The sequence below is a fragment of the Pontibacter actiniarum genome (assembly GCF_003585765.1).
Classification (GTDB): domain Bacteria; phylum Bacteroidota; class Bacteroidia; order Cytophagales; family Hymenobacteraceae; genus Pontibacter; species Pontibacter actiniarum.
This window is the reverse complement of the sequence record NZ_CP021235.1, coordinates 3488210-3504284: the sequence shown is the minus strand read 5'-3', so window position 1 is coordinate 3504284 and position 16075 is coordinate 3488210. Positions and strand designations below refer to the sequence as shown.

The 16075-nt window shown below is 53.2% G+C and carries 12 protein-coding genes; 9 read left to right on the top strand and 3 right to left on the bottom strand.

The window, feature by feature from the left end; all coding sequences use genetic code 11:
• The first annotated feature begins 269 nt into the window (after positions 1 to 269).
• The 9 genes from uvrA to CA264_RS14915 all read left to right on the top strand — a co-directional run bounded on the left by uvrA (position 270) and on the right by CA264_RS14915 (position 13605).
• On the top strand, positions 270 to 3077 hold the full coding sequence (gene uvrA / locus CA264_RS14950; RefSeq protein ID WP_025608193.1) for an excinuclease ABC subunit UvrA: 2808 nt from the start codon (positions 270 to 272) through the stop codon (positions 3075 to 3077).
• A gap of 272 nt (positions 3078 to 3349) precedes the next feature.
• Positions 3350 to 4072: a hypothetical protein gene (locus CA264_RS21880; protein ID WP_157593709.1), complete on the top strand. Its 723-nt coding sequence runs from the start codon at positions 3350 to 3352 to the stop codon at positions 4070 to 4072.
• 6 nt (positions 4073 to 4078) lie between these two features.
• Complete coding sequence (locus CA264_RS22130; RefSeq protein WP_025608192.1) at positions 4079 to 4282, top strand: hypothetical protein; 204 nt, start codon at positions 4079 to 4081, stop codon at positions 4280 to 4282.
• Positions 4283 to 4452: 170 nt separating this feature from the next.
• Entirely contained in the window at positions 4453 to 5214 is a 762-nt protein-coding gene (gene tpiA, locus CA264_RS14940) for a triose-phosphate isomerase (RefSeq protein WP_025608191.1), read from the top strand.
• 90 nt (positions 5215 to 5304) lie between these two features.
• Positions 5305 to 5664, top strand: coding sequence for a 7(1) septoil knot domain-containing protein (locus tag CA264_RS14935; protein WP_051364480.1), 360 nt, complete (start codon positions 5305 to 5307; stop codon positions 5662 to 5664).
• Between the two features lie 8 nt (positions 5665 to 5672).
• On the top strand, positions 5673 to 6500 hold the full coding sequence (gene prmA / locus CA264_RS14930) for a 50S ribosomal protein L11 methyltransferase (protein WP_025608189.1): 828 nt from the start codon (positions 5673 to 5675) through the stop codon (positions 6498 to 6500).
• A 49-nt stretch (positions 6501 to 6549) separates the two neighbouring features.
• Positions 6550 to 11352, top strand: coding sequence for a hypothetical protein (locus CA264_RS14925; RefSeq protein WP_025608188.1), 4803 nt, complete (start codon positions 6550 to 6552; stop codon positions 11350 to 11352).
• 146 nt (positions 11353 to 11498) lie between these two features.
• Positions 11499 to 12146, top strand: a complete 648-nt coding sequence (plsY, locus tag CA264_RS14920) for a glycerol-3-phosphate 1-O-acyltransferase PlsY (RefSeq protein ID WP_025608187.1) — start codon at positions 11499 to 11501, stop codon at positions 12144 to 12146.
• A 97-nt stretch (positions 12147 to 12243) separates the two neighbouring features.
• Entirely contained in the window at positions 12244 to 13605 is a 1362-nt protein-coding gene (locus tag CA264_RS14915; protein ID WP_025608186.1) for a dipeptidase, read from the top strand.
• A gap of 59 nt (positions 13606 to 13664) precedes the next feature.
• On the opposite strand, the gene CA264_RS14910 is transcribed toward CA264_RS14915, so the two are convergent.
• The 3 genes from CA264_RS14910 to CA264_RS14900 form a co-directional block, all read right to left on the bottom strand.
• Positions 13665 to 14324: a porin family protein gene (locus CA264_RS14910; protein WP_025608185.1), complete on the bottom strand. Its 660-nt coding sequence runs from the start codon at positions 14322 to 14324 to the stop codon at positions 13665 to 13667.
• A 141-nt stretch (positions 14325 to 14465) separates the two neighbouring features.
• On the bottom strand, positions 14466 to 15122 hold the full coding sequence (locus CA264_RS14905) for a porin family protein (RefSeq protein ID WP_025608184.1): 657 nt from the start codon (positions 15120 to 15122) through the stop codon (positions 14466 to 14468).
• 335 nt (positions 15123 to 15457) lie between these two features.
• Complete coding sequence (locus CA264_RS14900) at positions 15458 to 16039, bottom strand: porin family protein (protein ID WP_025608183.1); 582 nt, start codon at positions 16037 to 16039, stop codon at positions 15458 to 15460.
• Positions 16040 to 16075 lie beyond the last annotated feature (36 nt).

The window sequence follows — 16075 nt, the reverse complement described above, 5'->3', positions numbered from 1 at the left end:
AGCTGGGAGGGAGCTGGGAGGTCGCGATTTTAGTAAAGCGCCTTTAAATGCCTGTGAAGCTGTGTGAAGTGTGCAAAAAAGTGGAGGTAGTGAGGGGGCTTGTGAGGCCGCGCCGGCTTTGTTTCCCTGCTGCACGTGCGGCCAGTGCTGTAACTGCAACAAAGCCCTTCAAAATGAGGTTATCTATTCGTAACTTTACCAATTAACAACCAGCATAAAAATGGCCTCTGCCAGAGGTAGTAATACCTGCCGGGGAGGCCGCAAAATTTATGGCAAACACATCTGCAGATAAACTTGACGAGTTAGACGCTCGCCAGAACATCATTATAAAAGGAGCACGGGTACACAATCTTAAAAACCTGAGCGTGGCGCTGCCGCGCAATAAATTTATCGTCATCACAGGGCTCTCCGGCTCGGGGAAGTCTTCCCTGGCTTTTGATACCCTGTATGCCGAGGGGCAGCGCATGTACGTGGAGAGCCTGAGCTCCTACGCCCGCCAGTTCCTGGGGCGTATGGACAAGCCCGACGTGGACTACATCAAAGGCATCAGCCCGGCTATCGCCATCGAGCAGAAGGTAAGCATTAAGAACAACCGCTCCACTGTGGGCACCAGCACCGAGATTTATGATTACCTGAAACTGCTTTATGCCCGCATCGGCAAAACCTACTCGCCTGTTTCGGGGGAGGTAGTAAAGAAGGACTCCGTAACGGATGTGGTGAACTTTATCTTCTCGCTGGAGGATGAGGCCCGCGTGATGATCCTGGCGCCGCTGCACCAGCACCAGGAGCGCACCCTGGCCAAAGAGCTGGACCTGCTGCTGCAGAAAGGCTACTCCCGCATCTACGCAAATGAGCAGGTATACTTTATCGAAGAGCTGCTGGAGGAGAAGAAGCCCAAGCTGGGCAAGGAGGTATTTATACTTGTGGACCGCGCGGTGATCTATAAATCCGACGAGGACCTTGCTTTTCGCATTTCCGACTCCGTGCAGACGGCTTTTTTCGAGGGCCACGGCGAGTGCCGCGTGCTGTACGGCAATGGGGAGGAGCGCGTTTTCTCCGACAGGTTTGAGCTGGACGGAATGGTGTTCGAGGAGCCGTCGGTCAACTTCTTCAGCTTTAACAACCCCTACGGTGCCTGCCAGACCTGCGAAGGCTTCGGCAGCGTGCTGGGCATAGACCCGGACCTGGTGATTCCGGACAAGAGCCTGACGGTGTATGAAGGGGCTATCGCTCCGTGGCGCACCGACAAGATGAATGAGTGGCTGCAGCCGCTGCTCAAGAACGGCATCCGCTTCGACTTTCCGATTCACCGGCCTTACAATGAGCTGACAGAGGCGGAGCAGGAGCTGCTGTGGACGGGCAACAAGTACTTCTCCGGCCTCAATGCCTTCTTTAAAGAAATCCAGTCGCAGACGCATAAGATCCAGTACCGGGTAATGCTCTCGCGTTACCGTGGGCGCACCACGTGCCCGGAGTGCCGGGGCTCGCGCCTGCGCAAAGATGCCAGCTATGTAAAAGTAGGCGGCAAAAGTATAACCGACCTGGTGCTGATGCCGATCACGCAGGTACTGCCGTTTTTCCAGAACCTGGAGCTAACGGAGCACGAGCATAACGTGGCGGAGCGCCTGGTAACGGAGGTGAGCAACCGCCTGGGCTATCTGCAGCGCGTGGGGTTGGGCTACCTGACGCTGAACCGCCTCTCCAACACCTTGTCTGGCGGAGAGAGCCAGCGGATTAACCTGGCTACCTCTCTGGGCAGTGCTTTGGTGGGGTCGATGTACATTCTGGATGAGCCAAGTATAGGCCTGCACCCGAAAGACTCTGAGCAGCTGATCGGAGTGCTGCGCTCGCTGCAGCAGATCGGTAACACGGTGATTGTGGTGGAGCATGAGGAGGAAATGATGAAAGCGGCCGACCAACTCATCGATATTGGCCCTGAAGCAGGCTCGGGAGGGGGCAACCTGATGTTCCAGGGCTCTTTCGAGGAGATGACACAACGTGCCGACACGTACACATCCAAGTACCTGTCGGGCAAGATGGAAGTGCCGGTGCCGGCGCAGCGCCGCAAGTGGCGCAATGCCATCGAAATTATCGGGGCGCGCGAAAACAACCTGAAAAACCTGAGCGTGAAGGTGCCGCTAGGCGTGATGACGGTGGTGACCGGCGTGAGCGGCTCCGGGAAGTCTACCCTGATCAAGAAGATTTTGGCGCCGGCCATGCAGAAGCTCCACGGCTCCACGGCTGAGGCAACAGGCAAGTTCGACAAGCTGGCGGGCGACTATAACAAGATCGAGCACGTGGAGTTTGTGGACCAGAACCCGATCGGCAAATCGTCGCGCTCTAACCCGGTAACCTACGTGAAGGCTTACGATGCTATCCGTACGCTGTACGCCGACCAGCCGCTGGCCAAGTCGCGCGGCTTTAAGCCGTCGCATTTCTCGTTTAACATCGAGGGTGGCCGTTGCGAAGTATGCCAGGGCGAGGGGCAGGTAAAGATCGAGATGCAGTTTATGGCCGATATCTACCTGACCTGCGAGAGCTGCCACGGGCAACGCTTTAAGCAGGATGTGCTCGATATCAAGTATAAAGACAAGAGCATATCGGATGTGCTGGAGATGACCATTGCCGACAGCATTGACTTTTTTGCTGACCAGCCGAAGATCATCGAGAAGCTGAAGCCGCTGAACGACGTGGGCCTGGGCTATATCCGGTTGGGGCAGTCGAGCAACACCCTGTCCGGTGGCGAGGCGCAGCGCGTGAAGCTGGCCTCCTTCCTGACGAAGGGTGCGCAGCCGCACCAGGAAAACATTCTGTTCATCTTCGACGAGCCGAGCACCGGCCTGCACTTCCACGACATCAGCAAGCTGCTCACCTCCATCAACGCGCTCATCGAAAACGGCAATACGGTGGTGATTATCGAGCACAACATGGACATCGTGAAATGTGCCGATTGGATCATAGACCTTGGCCCAGAAGGAGGCACCAACGGCGGTCACCTGCTGTTTGAAGGCACACCGGAAGAGATGGCGAAGCTGGAAGACAACGACACCGCCCGGTTCCTGAAGGAGAAGCTGTAAGAGAAGTATAAAGTAAGAAAAAGCCGCTGCAAGCACACTTGCAGCGGCTATATATGTTTTGCTGAAAATAATTTCGTAGTCTTTTTATCCATAAAAAATTAGTGTCTCGGTTAAAGTATAGAATATGCTAATTTTGTCATTGCTTATTTTTTAGCTTAATCTTATAATCTTGTTATTTGTTATATTGTTTATGGTTGCTTTAACTGAAGTTATTTCCTTATATATATTTATTAGTTGATGTATGTTTGATGCATTCAAACTAAACTAGAAATATGAAAGCAAAACTTAATTTAGTTAAGTCCACAATTTTAATCCTTATAGCATCCTGTGCAAGCTCGTGCGAAGATCAGCAAGCCGATCTCCCTGTTCCCACAGGGAGTAAAATTTTTTCAACGCACAAATTAAGTAATTTAAAGCAGCAGCTTATAAAGGAATACAAAGTTGTTGAAGATGATAGGATAGCAAATGATTTTCTCAAAAGTTTAGAAAAGTCGAAGCCTGAATCTTTTGAAATAGGAGAAGAAACTCTTAAGCTAAAAGCAAATAAAACTGTAGATAAACAAACGTCTCAACAAATTGAATTATACGCAACCAGACCTGATCTCGTTTCTGATACTGAGAGAGGTGGTTATGATAGTGGAGGTGGTGGGTCTGCAAGTTATACAGGAAGATCATATATGACGTTTGAAAATGATTGGCCTTACTCTAATGTAACAGTTGAAATAGCGTATTCAACTGATTCTAATGGAAATATTACATCGTGGGCTATATCTACTTATACCACAGATAGTTCTTTTGGAGGGTTTGATTTCAATGCATTAAGTGCTTCAGCGCATGTTTCTGGTAGTAGTTTATCTTTTAATTTTAGTGGGTTACTTTACACTGGAATGAACTACGATGGTAATGTGTACGGTAGTTCATATGTTGCGGAATATACTGGTGTTGTGAGTGGTGATGGGAGTACTTGGGGAAGGCAATTAATTAGAGATAACTAAACAAGTATGGCAATGACATTTTTAAATATCGATTTCGAAGATGTTTGGGTTCTTTTTGTTTTTATACACATCTGGTTGGTTGCTAGATATTGTTTTGGAGCCTTAACCGGTAAATATCCCTATAATTTTAAAACTTTATTGATAGTTGGGTTCGTCCCTTTCATTGGATATTATTATGTAATGAGACTTCCAAAAGAAGCAAAACAGTAGCACAATACAATAGGCATAAGCGAGAGAGGAGAGCAATATTGCTCTCCTCTCTCGCTTATGCCTATTGTATTCCATACAGTTGTTATCCTACATCAGGAATTACTATCTTGCCGTAAAGCTTCTGAGCAAGCTAAAGCAAGTATAACCATCATCAACACAAAGTATAAAGCATGAGAAAGAAGATTGTTGCAGGCAACTGGAAAATGAACAAAACCGCTGAGGAGGCGCTTTCGCTGGTGTCGGAAATCGACAACATGGTGAAAGACGAGGTGAATGGCGACGTGACCGTAGTGGTGGCTCCTCCTTTCCCGTTCCTGCAGAGCGTGGGCAAGCTAACACAAGGTAATGATAAGATGCACCTGGCTGCCCAGAACGTGAGCGAGCACGACAGCGGCGCGTTTACCGGAGAGGTGTCAGCGGCCATGCTGAAGTCGGTGGGCGTGGAGTACGTGATCATTGGCCACAGCGAGCGCCGCCTGTACCACCACGAGGACGCGCAGACGCTTTACAAGAAGATGAAAGCCGCTATTGCACAGGGCCTGAAGCCGATCTTCTGCTGCGGCGAGCCGCTGGAGGAGCGCGATGCCGACCGCCACTTCGACTACGTGGGCAAACAGCTGCACGACAGCCTGTCTTACCTGAGCAACGAGGAGTTTGACCAGGTGGTAGTGGCGTATGAGCCGATCTGGGCAATTGGCACGGGCCGCACGGCCAGCAGCCAGCAGGCGCAGGAAATGCACGAGTACATCCGGGAGCAGTTGGCCCGCATGTTTGATGCCGAGGCGGCTTATAAAACCCCGATTCTGTACGGCGGAAGCTGCAACCCGGCCAATGCGCAGGAGTTGTTCGCGCAGGCGGATGTAGACGGCGGCCTGATCGGGGGAGCCTCCCTGAAGTCCAGAGACTTTACAGACGTGATTAAGTCCTTTTAAAATACAATAGCATACTGTAAAAAAGGTTGCTGGCCTACGGGGTTAGCAACCTTTTTTTGTATCTTGCCCTGTATTTTAACAAAATTATATATGCAGATACTATTCATGATCTGGATGGCACTGCTGCCGCACCTTTCTCCTGCCGCGCCTGCCACAGCCACGGCAGGGCGTAACTTTTGCCAGATTTACGGATCGGTGTACCTGGAGCGAAACCCCATGTATAAAAACACCGCCTCGCATGTGGTGTATTTGGGGGAGGAAGAGGCCTTTGCCAACATGGTGGTGTACCGCGAGAGCAACAAGCTGTTTGCCGACGCAGCGGCCATCTGGTACGTCACTCCTAACAAAGCCTTTGCTGACCATGTGCTGTATGTAACGGAGCAGCGTTACCAGGCCGATTTTACTGTACATTTTACCGATACGCGCTCTTTTGCCACTTGCCGCGAATAACAACTACCATGGATTTTATAGAAGTAACACTTACCGTAAACACAGATTTTGCGGACATTCTGACAGCCGAGCTCGGAGAGCTGGGCTTTGATGCCTTTGTAGAGACAGAAAATGGCTTCAGTGCCTACATTGAGGAAGACAAGTATAACCAGCAGGACCTGGAGGAAACCCTGAGCCGCTACGCCGACTTTGTGGAGGTAACGTACGCGGTGCAGAAGATTGAGCGCCAGAACTGGAACGAGGAGTGGGAGCGCAACTTTGAGCCGCTGTTTATCGGTGGGGAGGTTTCGGTGCGTGCCTCTTTCCATGAGAAGCCTGCCGCCGCGAAGTACGATATCGTGATCAACCCGAAAATGTCGTTCGGCACGGGCCACCACGAAACCACCACCCTCATGATAGAGAACCAGCTGACGCTGGACCACCAGGGCAAGCGCGTGCTGGACATGGGCTGCGGCACCGGCATCCTGGCCATTATGGCCGGAGAACTGGGCGCCACCGAGATTGTGGCAGTGGAGATTGAGGACTGGACGGTAGAAAACGCACGCGAAAACGCCGAGCTGAACAATTATGCAAGTATAGATGTGCGTTTGGGCGGAGCTGAGACCATCGAAGGAGAAAAACCTTTCGATATTATACTGGCTAACATCAACCGAAACGTTCTATTAGAAGACATGCCTGCTTACAAGGCTGTGCTGAAGCCGGAAGGCTGGCTGCTGCTAAGCGGCTTTTACACCGAAGACCTGCCCATGCTGCAGGAGCGCGCCCAGGAGCTGGGCCTGACCTACCTATCGCACCGCGTTAAAAATAACTGGGTGTCGGCTTTGTTTAAAGCATAACCACTGCCTCAGAGTACATTCCCTTCTTTAATCCCCAACCCTTACCCTTATGAAACAGCTTCTACCCTTCATCTTATTTCTGACGGTTCTGACGACGCAGGCGCAAACCAAATTATCGGATAAGCCTGACGATTTTGTAGGAGATGTAAAAGCCATGTTACTTGCGGGGAAGGTGGAGAACGCCGAAGCCCTTTCCGCAGACCTGGAAGAAGTATGGGGCAGCGGCAAGCTCTCGTCCGGGCAAAAGAAGGAGGTGATTGATATTGCCCAGCTCATGTACCGCAAGCGCATGCGCAGCAACCCGCACTTTGCCAATTTCTTCACGATGCTCACGGCAGGGGCCCGGAAGCAGAACCTGAGCGCAAACCAGCTGAACAACCTGCTGGAGGTGACGTCAAAAGCTGTAAAGCAGGAGAACACCAAGAGCCTGGAGCAGTTCCTGAGCACGGCCAGCCTCTACCTAAGCGAAAACCGCCTGTTCAGGAACTCCTACTATAGCCTGAACGCCTCCGGCGGTTCTTTTAGCTTTGCCTACGAAGGAGCCAGCAAAGAAACCGGGGAGAAAGCGGAAGAGGCCGATGGCTGGGGCAGCGTGTCCTGGGACGACGAGGTAAACGAGCAGGGGGAGCTGGTAGAGGATGACGGCTGGGGCACTGTAACGAGCGCTCCGAAGAAGGAAGACAAGCAGAAAACGGCACAGAAGCGCAAAGAGAGCCTGAAGCGCCAGTTTGTGCCCGAGATGCCCAAGGTGTCGGGGCCGGTGCTGAAGCTGGAGGGCGTGGCGCTCACGTTCGTAACCCCCTGGGACTCCACCTCCATCCAAAACACTGCCGGCCAGCTGATGCTGGTCAACAACATGTTTGTGGGCGAGGGCGGCTCCTTTAAGTGGGAAGCGAAGGGCGAGCCTGCAACGGCAGACCTGGGCAAGTATAACTTTAACACAAGCTTTGCCGGTTTCAAGGCGCCGGACGTAAAAGTGAGCTACCCCGCAGTACTGGCCGCACCCGTGGACGGAATGCTGGAGTGGATCAGCAGTAAGCGCAAGTCTGGCAACTACCCTTACCCGAGGTTTGTCTCATTTACCAGCGATGCCAGGCTCAACAGCCTGGGGCCTAACATAGCCTACACAGGCGGCTTTTCGTTAACGGGCAACGTGGTAGGCAGCCGTCCGCTGGACGGAAGCCTGTCGCAGTTGGTGGTGACACACCAGGGCGCGCGCAAGTTCCGCACCATGGCCCGCAACTATACCTTTGAAGACTCCTTGGTGCTGGCAAACCGTGCCTCCGTGGCGATTTACCAGGGCCAGGACTCCATCACGCACCCGGCCATGCAGCTACGCTACGCCCGCACCAACCAAAACCTGACGCTCACAAAAGACAAAGGGCCTTATGCCCGCACCCCTTTCTTCGATACCTACCACAGGCTGGAGATCACAGCGGAGCGCGTGCACTGGAACCTGAACCAACCAGAAATAGAGTTCTCCATCCTGAATACGAAGACACTGATCCCGGTGCAGCTGGAATCAACGGAGTACTACTCAAACAACCGCTACCAGCAACTGGTGGGCATTGCGCCGTTTCACCCGCTGCAGATACTGGTGGGCTACGGAGCCAAGGCCAAAACCAGCACGTTCTATGCGGCCGATGTGGCCAAAGCTACCCGTTTAAACGAAACAGCCGTGCGGGAGGCTGCGGCAGCCATGTCGCAGCAGAGCTTCCTGGACTACGACCCTGCCTCGGGTTACATCCAGCTGAAGCCCAAAGCCTGGCACTATGTAGGCGCCTCCCGCGACCTGAAGGACTACGACCACTTGGTGATCAAGTCTGTGGTGCCCTCGGGCCGTAACGCCACCCTGAACCTGGAGGATAACAAACTGACGGTTCGGGGGGTGAACAGGATCGCTTTTAACAACGATACAGCGAGCGTTTATGTACTGCCGCGCCGCGAGCAAATCCATATCCTGAAAAACCGCGACATTGAGTTTGACGGGCAGGTGTTTGCCAGCAGCCTTGCCTTTAAGGGCCGCGAGTTCAGGTTCAGCTACGATGAGTTCGCGATAGACCTGGCGAAGCTGGACACCATCGCCTTGGTATCCAAAAAGCGCAGGTCCAGGAGCAACGAGGTGTCGGACCAGGTACTGACAGGCAACAGCGGGAAGCTTTCCGGTAAACTCTACATAAACAAGCCAAGCAACAAATCTGGAGAGAAACACTATGCCGAGTACCCTAAATTCGATGCCGTGGCCGGTGCACAGGTGGCTTTTTCGCGACCAGATGTGGCAGGCGGCGCCTACGACAGCACGGTGTACTTCGACATGCCGCCGTTTAAGCTCGACAGCCTGAGCTCCGGAAAAGGCGTGGTGTCCTTCGACGGTACCTTTAACTCCGGCGGCATCTTTCCGCCAATTAAGGCGAAGATGCAGATGATGCCCGATGAAACCCTAGGCTTTTACTACCAGCCGCCCGCCAAAGGCCTGCCAGCCTACGGCGGCAAAGGAATGGTGTACGATACCATCATGATGAGTTCAGCCGGTATTCAGAGCAAAGGAAGACTTACCTACCTGGCGGCTACGCTGCAGGCCCCGGCCTACACGTTCTACAAGAACGGGGCGACGGTTAAGGGAGGCAAAGAGGTCGTGATTGCGGAGAGCTCTCTCAACGGCACCGCGTTTCCGGTGGCTAGCCTGAAAGACTTCGATATGAACTGGCAGCCTCAGGCCGACACCATGTACCTGCAAACGCAGAAAGAGCCCATGTCTGTTTACAAGGAAGGGTATACCTTTAAAGGTGTCGCCAAGCTTTCTCCCGGCGGCTTGTACGGTAGCGGCGTACTCGATAACCCCAATGCCAACGTAACTTCTCCAAAGCTCCGGTTCAAGCAGCGGGGCTTCAGCGGTAACAACGCGCAGATGCTGGTGAAGTCGGATGTGGCGGGTCGCCCGGCCGTTAAGGCACAGGATGTGGCCTTCACCTACGACATGACCAAGGGCTTCGTGGATTTTGAGAGTGAGCAGAAGGGGGTAGCCAGCCTGGAGTTCCCGAAGGCACAGTACAAGACCTCCATGAGCAGTGCCCGCTGGGACATGAATCAGCAAAAGGTAAGCCTGCAGGCCGACGAGAACGGCGGGAAGAACTGGTTCTTCTCCCAGCACCCGGAGCAGGACGGGCTGAAGTTTATGGCTGCCAGCGGAGAGTATAACCTAAAAGACAACACCCTGCGTGCCGGTGGTGTGCCCTATATTGCCGTGGCCGATGTGTACGTGCTGCCGGACAGCGGTAAGGTGGCTGTGGCTGCCGATGCAACTATCCGCACCCTGCGCAACGCAAAGGTAATGGCCGATTCTGCCCAGCAGTTCCACAAACTGTACAAGGGCAACATTGATGTGCTCTCCAGGATGGCGTTTAAAGGCGATGCCCTGCACGACTACTACAACGCCGCCGGCGACTCGTTTAAGCTGCAGTTCTCGAACTTTATCTACGGTAACCCGAAGGAGAAGAAGAAGCCGGTGTTCACGTACGCCACGGCAAGTATGGAGGAAGGGAAGCCGTTCTACATCTTCCCGAGAATCCTGTACCGCGGCAAGGTAACGATGAACGCGCCAAACGAGCACCTGGACTTTGACGGCGACCTGAAGCTGAACTTTACGGGCAACCCGGCCGACTCTGACTGGTTCTCTTACAAAAAAGACACGCTGGACCCCAAAAACGTCCGTATCCCGATCAGCAAGTCAAAGGCTGCTGACGGAACAGCGCTGCACACCGGCCTGCACGTTTCGGCGGGCTCCGGCAAGCTTTACAACACCTTTGTGTCGAAGAAGCAGGCGGAGGAAGACCTGGACCTGTTTGTGGTGGATGGCCTGCTGTCTTACAACAAGGAGAAATCAGAGTTTAAGCTTGGGCGTGAAGAGCGGGCCTATGGCGGTGCTTACGAAGGCAACGTGCTGCTCTACAACGAGGCGACCAACACGATTCACTTCGAGGGCAAGCTGAACCTGCTGAAGCCTAAGAAAAGCTTTAACGTAGAGGCCTCTGGCAGTGGAGACGCTAACGTAGACAGCAGCCGCTACAACCTGAATACCATGCTGGTGTTTGACCTGGATGTGCCAAAGCAGACGCTGGAGGCCATGGCGGGGAACCTGCGCGGGAACGCTGTAGGTGCTGTGGAGGCCGTGGATAACACAGGCGATGCCATGGTGTACAAACTGGCGGAGTTTGTGGGAGACAGAGAGGCCCGCAAGTATAAAGAGCAGTCGATGGTGGAGTACGTGCCGCTGCCGAAGCTGTCTAAGAAGCTGGAGCGCAGCCTGGTGCTGAGCGATGTGGACCTGCGCTGGTCAAACAAGCAGAACGCCTGGTACAGCGTAGGCGGCATCAGCCTGGCCAGTAGCATGAAGGAGGATATCAATGCCCGCATGAACGGCTACCTGGAGATGAAGCAGGACATGTACGGAGACCCTGTGGTGAACCTGTACCTGCAGGCCGATCCTTTTACCTGGTACTATTTTAGCTACTTTGAGAACGGCTTAACGATGGCCTCCTCGGATGATAAGTTCAACAAGGCGGTGCGTTCCAAGTCGAAGGGCGGGCGCGGCTCCACCAGCAGCTACGGCATCTACGAGGGCATGCCGATCGAGAAGAACGAGTTCCTGAACTACTTCCAGACGACTTACCTGGGTGGCAAGGAAGGGTTTAAGGCAGCCTCAGAACAAGTGGTAAACGAGCCGACCGGCAACTTCGACTTTATTTCCGATGACGACGCGGCTAAAGGGGATAAAAAGAAGAAAAAGAAGAAGAACAAGAAAGACCCGTTTGAGGCGGAGCCGGAAACGGAGGGAAATAACCAGGAACTATAAGCATCGCGTATACAGTTACCGGGTAACTTAATTTTCGCAGATAATTAAGTTTTAGCTATATTTGGGCTTGTTTCTGCCATTGGTTGCGCCTGTTTACCCAAAGGCGTTTGGTGGAAAAGCATCCCTGGAATTAAAAGATTACATCAATGGATATTTTACTGATAGCTGTATTTGCCATAGCTGCTTACCTGATCGGCTCCATTTGCTCGGCCGTCTGGATAGGCAAGGCATACTATGGCATCGACGTGCGCCAGCACGGCAGCGGGAACTCCGGCGCCACCAACACGTTTCGCGTGCTGGGCAAAAAGCCAGGTGCCGTGGTGATGCTGCTCGATATTTTCAAAGGCTGGACAGCCACCTCCCTGGCCGGTTTCCTGGTGATATTCAATGCCATTGAGCCGGAGCAACTGATCGTGTTTCAGTTAATTTATGGTGCCTTAGGCGTGCTGGGGCATATTTTCCCGGTGTACGAGCGCTTTAAGGGCGGTAAGGGAGTGGCAACGCTGCTGGGTATGATGCTGGCTATTGAGCCGGTGGTGGCCCTGATGTGCATCGCCATTTTCGTGATTGTGCTCTTTGCCTCTAAGTATGTGTCGCTGGGCTCCATGATTGCCGCTCTGGCCTTCCCGATGCTGTTGCTGCTGGTGCCGCGCTTTCACCCGGAGAACCCGATCCTGATCATCTTCGGGTTTATACTTTTTGCCGTGGTGGTACTCACGCACCGTAAGAATATAAACCGCCTGATAGCCGGCGAGGAAAGCAAAGCCAACATCAACCTAGGGCGCAAGCGCTAAGGCACCCGAACAGGTACAAAATACTACCGAAGAGCCATCCTGCTAAGCAAGGGTGGCTTTTTTTTGTAACTTTAAGTCGAAACCTAGTTACTACGCTATGATAAACCAATATATCAACGACAACAAAGACCGCTTTCTAAACGAGCTGCTCGACATGCTGCGCATCCCGTCTGTGAGCGCTGACCCTAAGTTTAAGGCCGATGTAATGCGCAATGCGCAGTTCCTGAAGGAGCGCCTGCTGGAGGCCGGGGCCGACCATGTAGAGCTGGTGGAGACGCCGGGCAACCCTGTGGTGTACGGGGAGAAAATGGTGGACCCAAGCCTGCCAACGGTGCTGGTGTACGGCCACTACGACGTGCAGCCTGCAGACCCTTACGAACTGTGGAACTCGCCTCCCTTCGAGCCCGTGGTGAAAGACGGCAAGATATACGCCCGCGGCGCCTGCGACGATAAGGGGCAGATGTACATGCACGTGAAGGCCTTTGAAACTATGGTGAAGACCAACACGCTTGCCTGCAATGTTAAGTTTATGATTGAGGGCGAGGAAGAGGTTGGCTCCGTAAACCTGGGTACGTTTGTGCGGGAGAACAAAGACAGGCTGCAGGGCGACGTGATCCTGATCTCCGATACAGGCATGCTGGGCAACGACACCCCCTCCATTACCACGGGCCTGCGCGGCCTGAGCTATCTGGAGGTAGAGGTGACCGGGCCAAACCGCGACCTGCACTCCGGCCTCTACGGCGGGGCGGTGGCAAACCCGATCAATATACTTTGCCAGATGATCGCCTCGCTGCACGACGAGAACAACCACATCACCATCCCCGGCTTCTATGATAATGTAGATGAGCTGAGCCAGGAAGAAAGAGCCGAGATGGCCCGCGCGCCGTTTGACCTGGACAAGTATAAAAAAGCGCTGGACCTCGGCGATGTGCACGGGGAAGAAGACTATGTAACGATGGAGCGTAACTCCATTCGCCCGACGCTGGACGTGAACGGCATCTGGGGAGGCTATACCGGCGAAGGAGCCAAAACGGTTATTCCGTCTAAGGCCTATGCGAAGATCTCGATGCGCCTGGTGCCCCACCAAACCTCAGAGGAGATTACCGAGAAGTTTAAGAAGCACTTCGAGAGCATTGCACCGAAGAGTGTGAAGGTGGTGGTGAAGCCGCACCACGGAGGTGAGCCGGTGGTAACGCCAACCGATTCGCCGGCCTACCAGGCTGCCGCTAAAGCCTACGAAGAAACCTTCGGTGTAAAGCCGATACCGGTGCGCAGCGGAGGCTCTATTCCGATTGTGGCCATGTTTAAGTCTGAGCTGGGCCTGGATTCCGTGCTGATGGGCTTTGGCCTGGATTCGGATGCCATCCACTCGCCAAACGAGAACTTCGGCCTGTTTAACTACATGAAGGGCATCGAAACGATCCCGTTGTTCTACAAGCATTTTGCTGCCATGAAATAGCAGGTGTGCCTGCCCCAAACGCAAAGCGGCCCGGCGATAACAGCCGGGCCGCTTTGCGTTTACCAGCGCATCATATCGTCCGGAGACGGGCTGGGGATAAGGTAACCGATGCTCAGCTTAAACCCGAAGTTTTTCTGGTCCAGCGTTTTTGAGAAGGAGGTAAGGCCGCCGGTGTTGTGTAGGCTAAAGGAAAAGCCGTTGTCCATCTCGATGCCGATACCTACCGTGTAGCCGTAGTCCCAGCGTTCAAAGTCATCCATGCTGAGGGGGTAGTCGCCAAGTATGGCGGGCTCCGTGTTGCCGGAGTTGCGCTCTACGCGCACCACTTCTGTGTTCTCAGCGAGCAGGTAGCCCAGGTAAGGGCCTCCCTCCACAAACAAGCCTCCTTTCTGCAGTTTCAGCATCAGGGGCAGCGTGAGGTAGTGCAGCCGGTGGTCGTCTGCCAGCGCCTCGGCTACGTTCAGGGGGTACTCATCATATACAAACCCTTTCTGCTCATACAGCAGCTCCGCCTGCAGGGCCAGCCGCGACACAAACTCGTAGCACAGCACTACGCCTCCGTGGAAGCCGGCCAGGTTATCTGTAACATCCGAGGAGCCATCGTCGCCTTGTACAGCGTAGAGGCTGCCGCCCACCTTGGCACCAAAGCGGGTATACTGCGCCTGTGCCAGCAGTACGGGGGCAAGTATAAACAGGAGGAACAGGAGTGTCTTTTTCATAGCGTTGGGCAGTAGGTTTGATGCTTACATTTACTGCCGCAGGTATGAAATAGTTGGCGGGCATAAAAAAAGCCAGGCCCACCAAAATGATGGGGCTGGCTTAGGAAGACAGAAAAAAATAATGTTCTCTTACCCGGAGGTTTAGAAGTTCAGGCCGAGTGTCAGCATAACAGTAGAGTGGCGGGCATCGGTAAAGTTCTCATCGTCGAAGTACTCGTTGGAGGACTTGTCGACAATATCGGTGAAGCTACCGTTGTAGCGCAGGCCAATGCTCAGCATGCCGCTTGTAATACCGACTCCTGCGGCGTACCCTACCTCAAACTCCTTCATATCATCCTTATCCAGGTTGGTGGTGGCGGAGCTGGTGCGCTCACCGTTCATGTACTCTTTGATGTTGTTGTTCACGCTCAGCAGGTACGACGCCTGCGGGCCGCCTTCAAAATAAAGTGGGCCTGCCTTGATGCGGGCCAGCACCGGTAGCTCCAGGTAGTTATAGTTCATGTTGCCCTCTCTGCGGAAATCGCCTCCCAGGGGAAGGGTTATTTCGGTGTCTTCATACTTAAAGCCCTTGTTGGAGTACAGGAGCTCTGGCTGGATGGAGAAAAACTCGCCCACTACCGGAATGTTATAGGTTAAACCGGCATGGAAGCCAATCTTGTTCTCGTAGCGCGATTCATCCTTTAGGTCGCCGGAGAGGTTAGAGAGGTTGGCGCCCGCTCTGATGCCTAAACCAGACTGTGCCTGAGCCGCTCCAAAGGCAGCCAGCGCAAATGCGAATGATAAAAATAGCTTCTTCATAATCGTGTTCGTTAGTCGTATGTGCCTTAAACGTGCAGCATACAGGTTTTAGGATACTTGTGTTCTTAAGCTTTTATAATATTGTCCTTAAATCGGCGCAACAGGCTGTTACTGAAAGTGTAAATTTTTTACTGTCGCTAACACCCCTGGCGCCCTCACATGCATGTACCGGAAACGGTAGCAACAAGCGGGCCAAAACATAGCCAAAGAATATATAGAAGGGCGAAATATGTAGGCAGGCTATACTTAACGTATGGTAGAGAGGCATATAAAAAGTCCGGACCAGGTCCGGACTTTCAGTTTTTTCACAGAGTTAGTTTGTACTAAGGCATATTCTATCGGCTCGGGAACATATAGCCCAGCGTGAGCATAAATACCCCGTTCCTAAAGTCAGCAGCGTCGTCATCGTCATAGAGGTTAGAAAAGTCGCCGTTGTAGCGCACGCCTATGCTTAGCCCCAGCGGGGTAGAGGCAAGACCAATACCGGCTGCGTAGCCTATAGCCGTACGCTTCAGGCCGTCGCTGTCTACGTCAATGCTGCTGTCATCAATCTCCAGCTTGTCTTGTACCCGAAACGAGACCTGCGGGCCTGCCTCAAAGTATAACGGGCCGGCATTGATCTGGGCAAGCACAGGTACATCTATGTAGCTTAGCCTGTACTTTACCTCATCTATGTCTTCCAGCTTGGCACCTTTCTGAGAATACAGTATCTCAGGCTTTATCGAAAAGAAATCTTCCACTACAGGAAAATTGGCCGTAACGCCCGCGTGGAAGCCGAACCGTCTGTCCGCGCCGTCGGCATCGTCTCCTTCAAAGCCAGAATAGTTGGCGCCCACCTTTACTCCGAAACGGGTTTGGGCCTGGGCGGCAAAAACAGTAGTCAGTATAAATGCAAAAAGTAATAAGACCTTCTTCATAATTTTAAACATTTGTAACTTAATAGAACAATAGGA

What these genes read in the sequence shown, in the direction of transcription:
- CA264_RS14910 (WP_025608185.1), bottom strand. Translation starts at nt 14,324, where the DNA reads ATGAAAAAGACACTCCTGTTCCTCCTGTTTATACTTGCCCCCGTACTG.
- CA264_RS14905 (WP_025608184.1), bottom strand. Translation starts at nt 15,122, where the DNA reads ATGAAGAAGCTATTTTTATCATTCGCATTTGCGCTGGCTGCCTTTGGA.
- CA264_RS22130 (WP_025608192.1), top strand. Translation starts at nt 4,079, where the DNA reads ATGGCAATGACATTTTTAAATATCGATTTCGAAGATGTTTGGGTTCTT.
- CA264_RS14935 (WP_051364480.1), top strand. Translation starts at nt 5,305, where the DNA reads ATGCAGATACTATTCATGATCTGGATGGCACTGCTGCCGCACCTTTCT.
- CA264_RS14900 (WP_025608183.1), bottom strand. Translation starts at nt 16,039, where the DNA reads ATGAAGAAGGTCTTATTACTTTTTGCATTTATACTGACTACTGTTTTT.
- CA264_RS21880 (WP_157593709.1), top strand. Translation starts at nt 3,350, where the DNA reads ATGAAAGCAAAACTTAATTTAGTTAAGTCCACAATTTTAATCCTTATA.
- plsY (WP_025608187.1), top strand. Translation starts at nt 11,499, where the DNA reads ATGGATATTTTACTGATAGCTGTATTTGCCATAGCTGCTTACCTGATC.
- CA264_RS14915 (WP_025608186.1), top strand. Translation starts at nt 12,244, where the DNA reads ATGATAAACCAATATATCAACGACAACAAAGACCGCTTTCTAAACGAG.
- uvrA (WP_025608193.1), top strand. Translation starts at nt 270, where the DNA reads ATGGCAAACACATCTGCAGATAAACTTGACGAGTTAGACGCTCGCCAG.
- prmA (WP_025608189.1), top strand. Translation starts at nt 5,673, where the DNA reads ATGGATTTTATAGAAGTAACACTTACCGTAAACACAGATTTTGCGGAC.
- tpiA (WP_025608191.1), top strand. Translation starts at nt 4,453, where the DNA reads ATGAGAAAGAAGATTGTTGCAGGCAACTGGAAAATGAACAAAACCGCT.
- CA264_RS14925 (WP_025608188.1), top strand. Translation starts at nt 6,550, where the DNA reads ATGAAACAGCTTCTACCCTTCATCTTATTTCTGACGGTTCTGACGACG.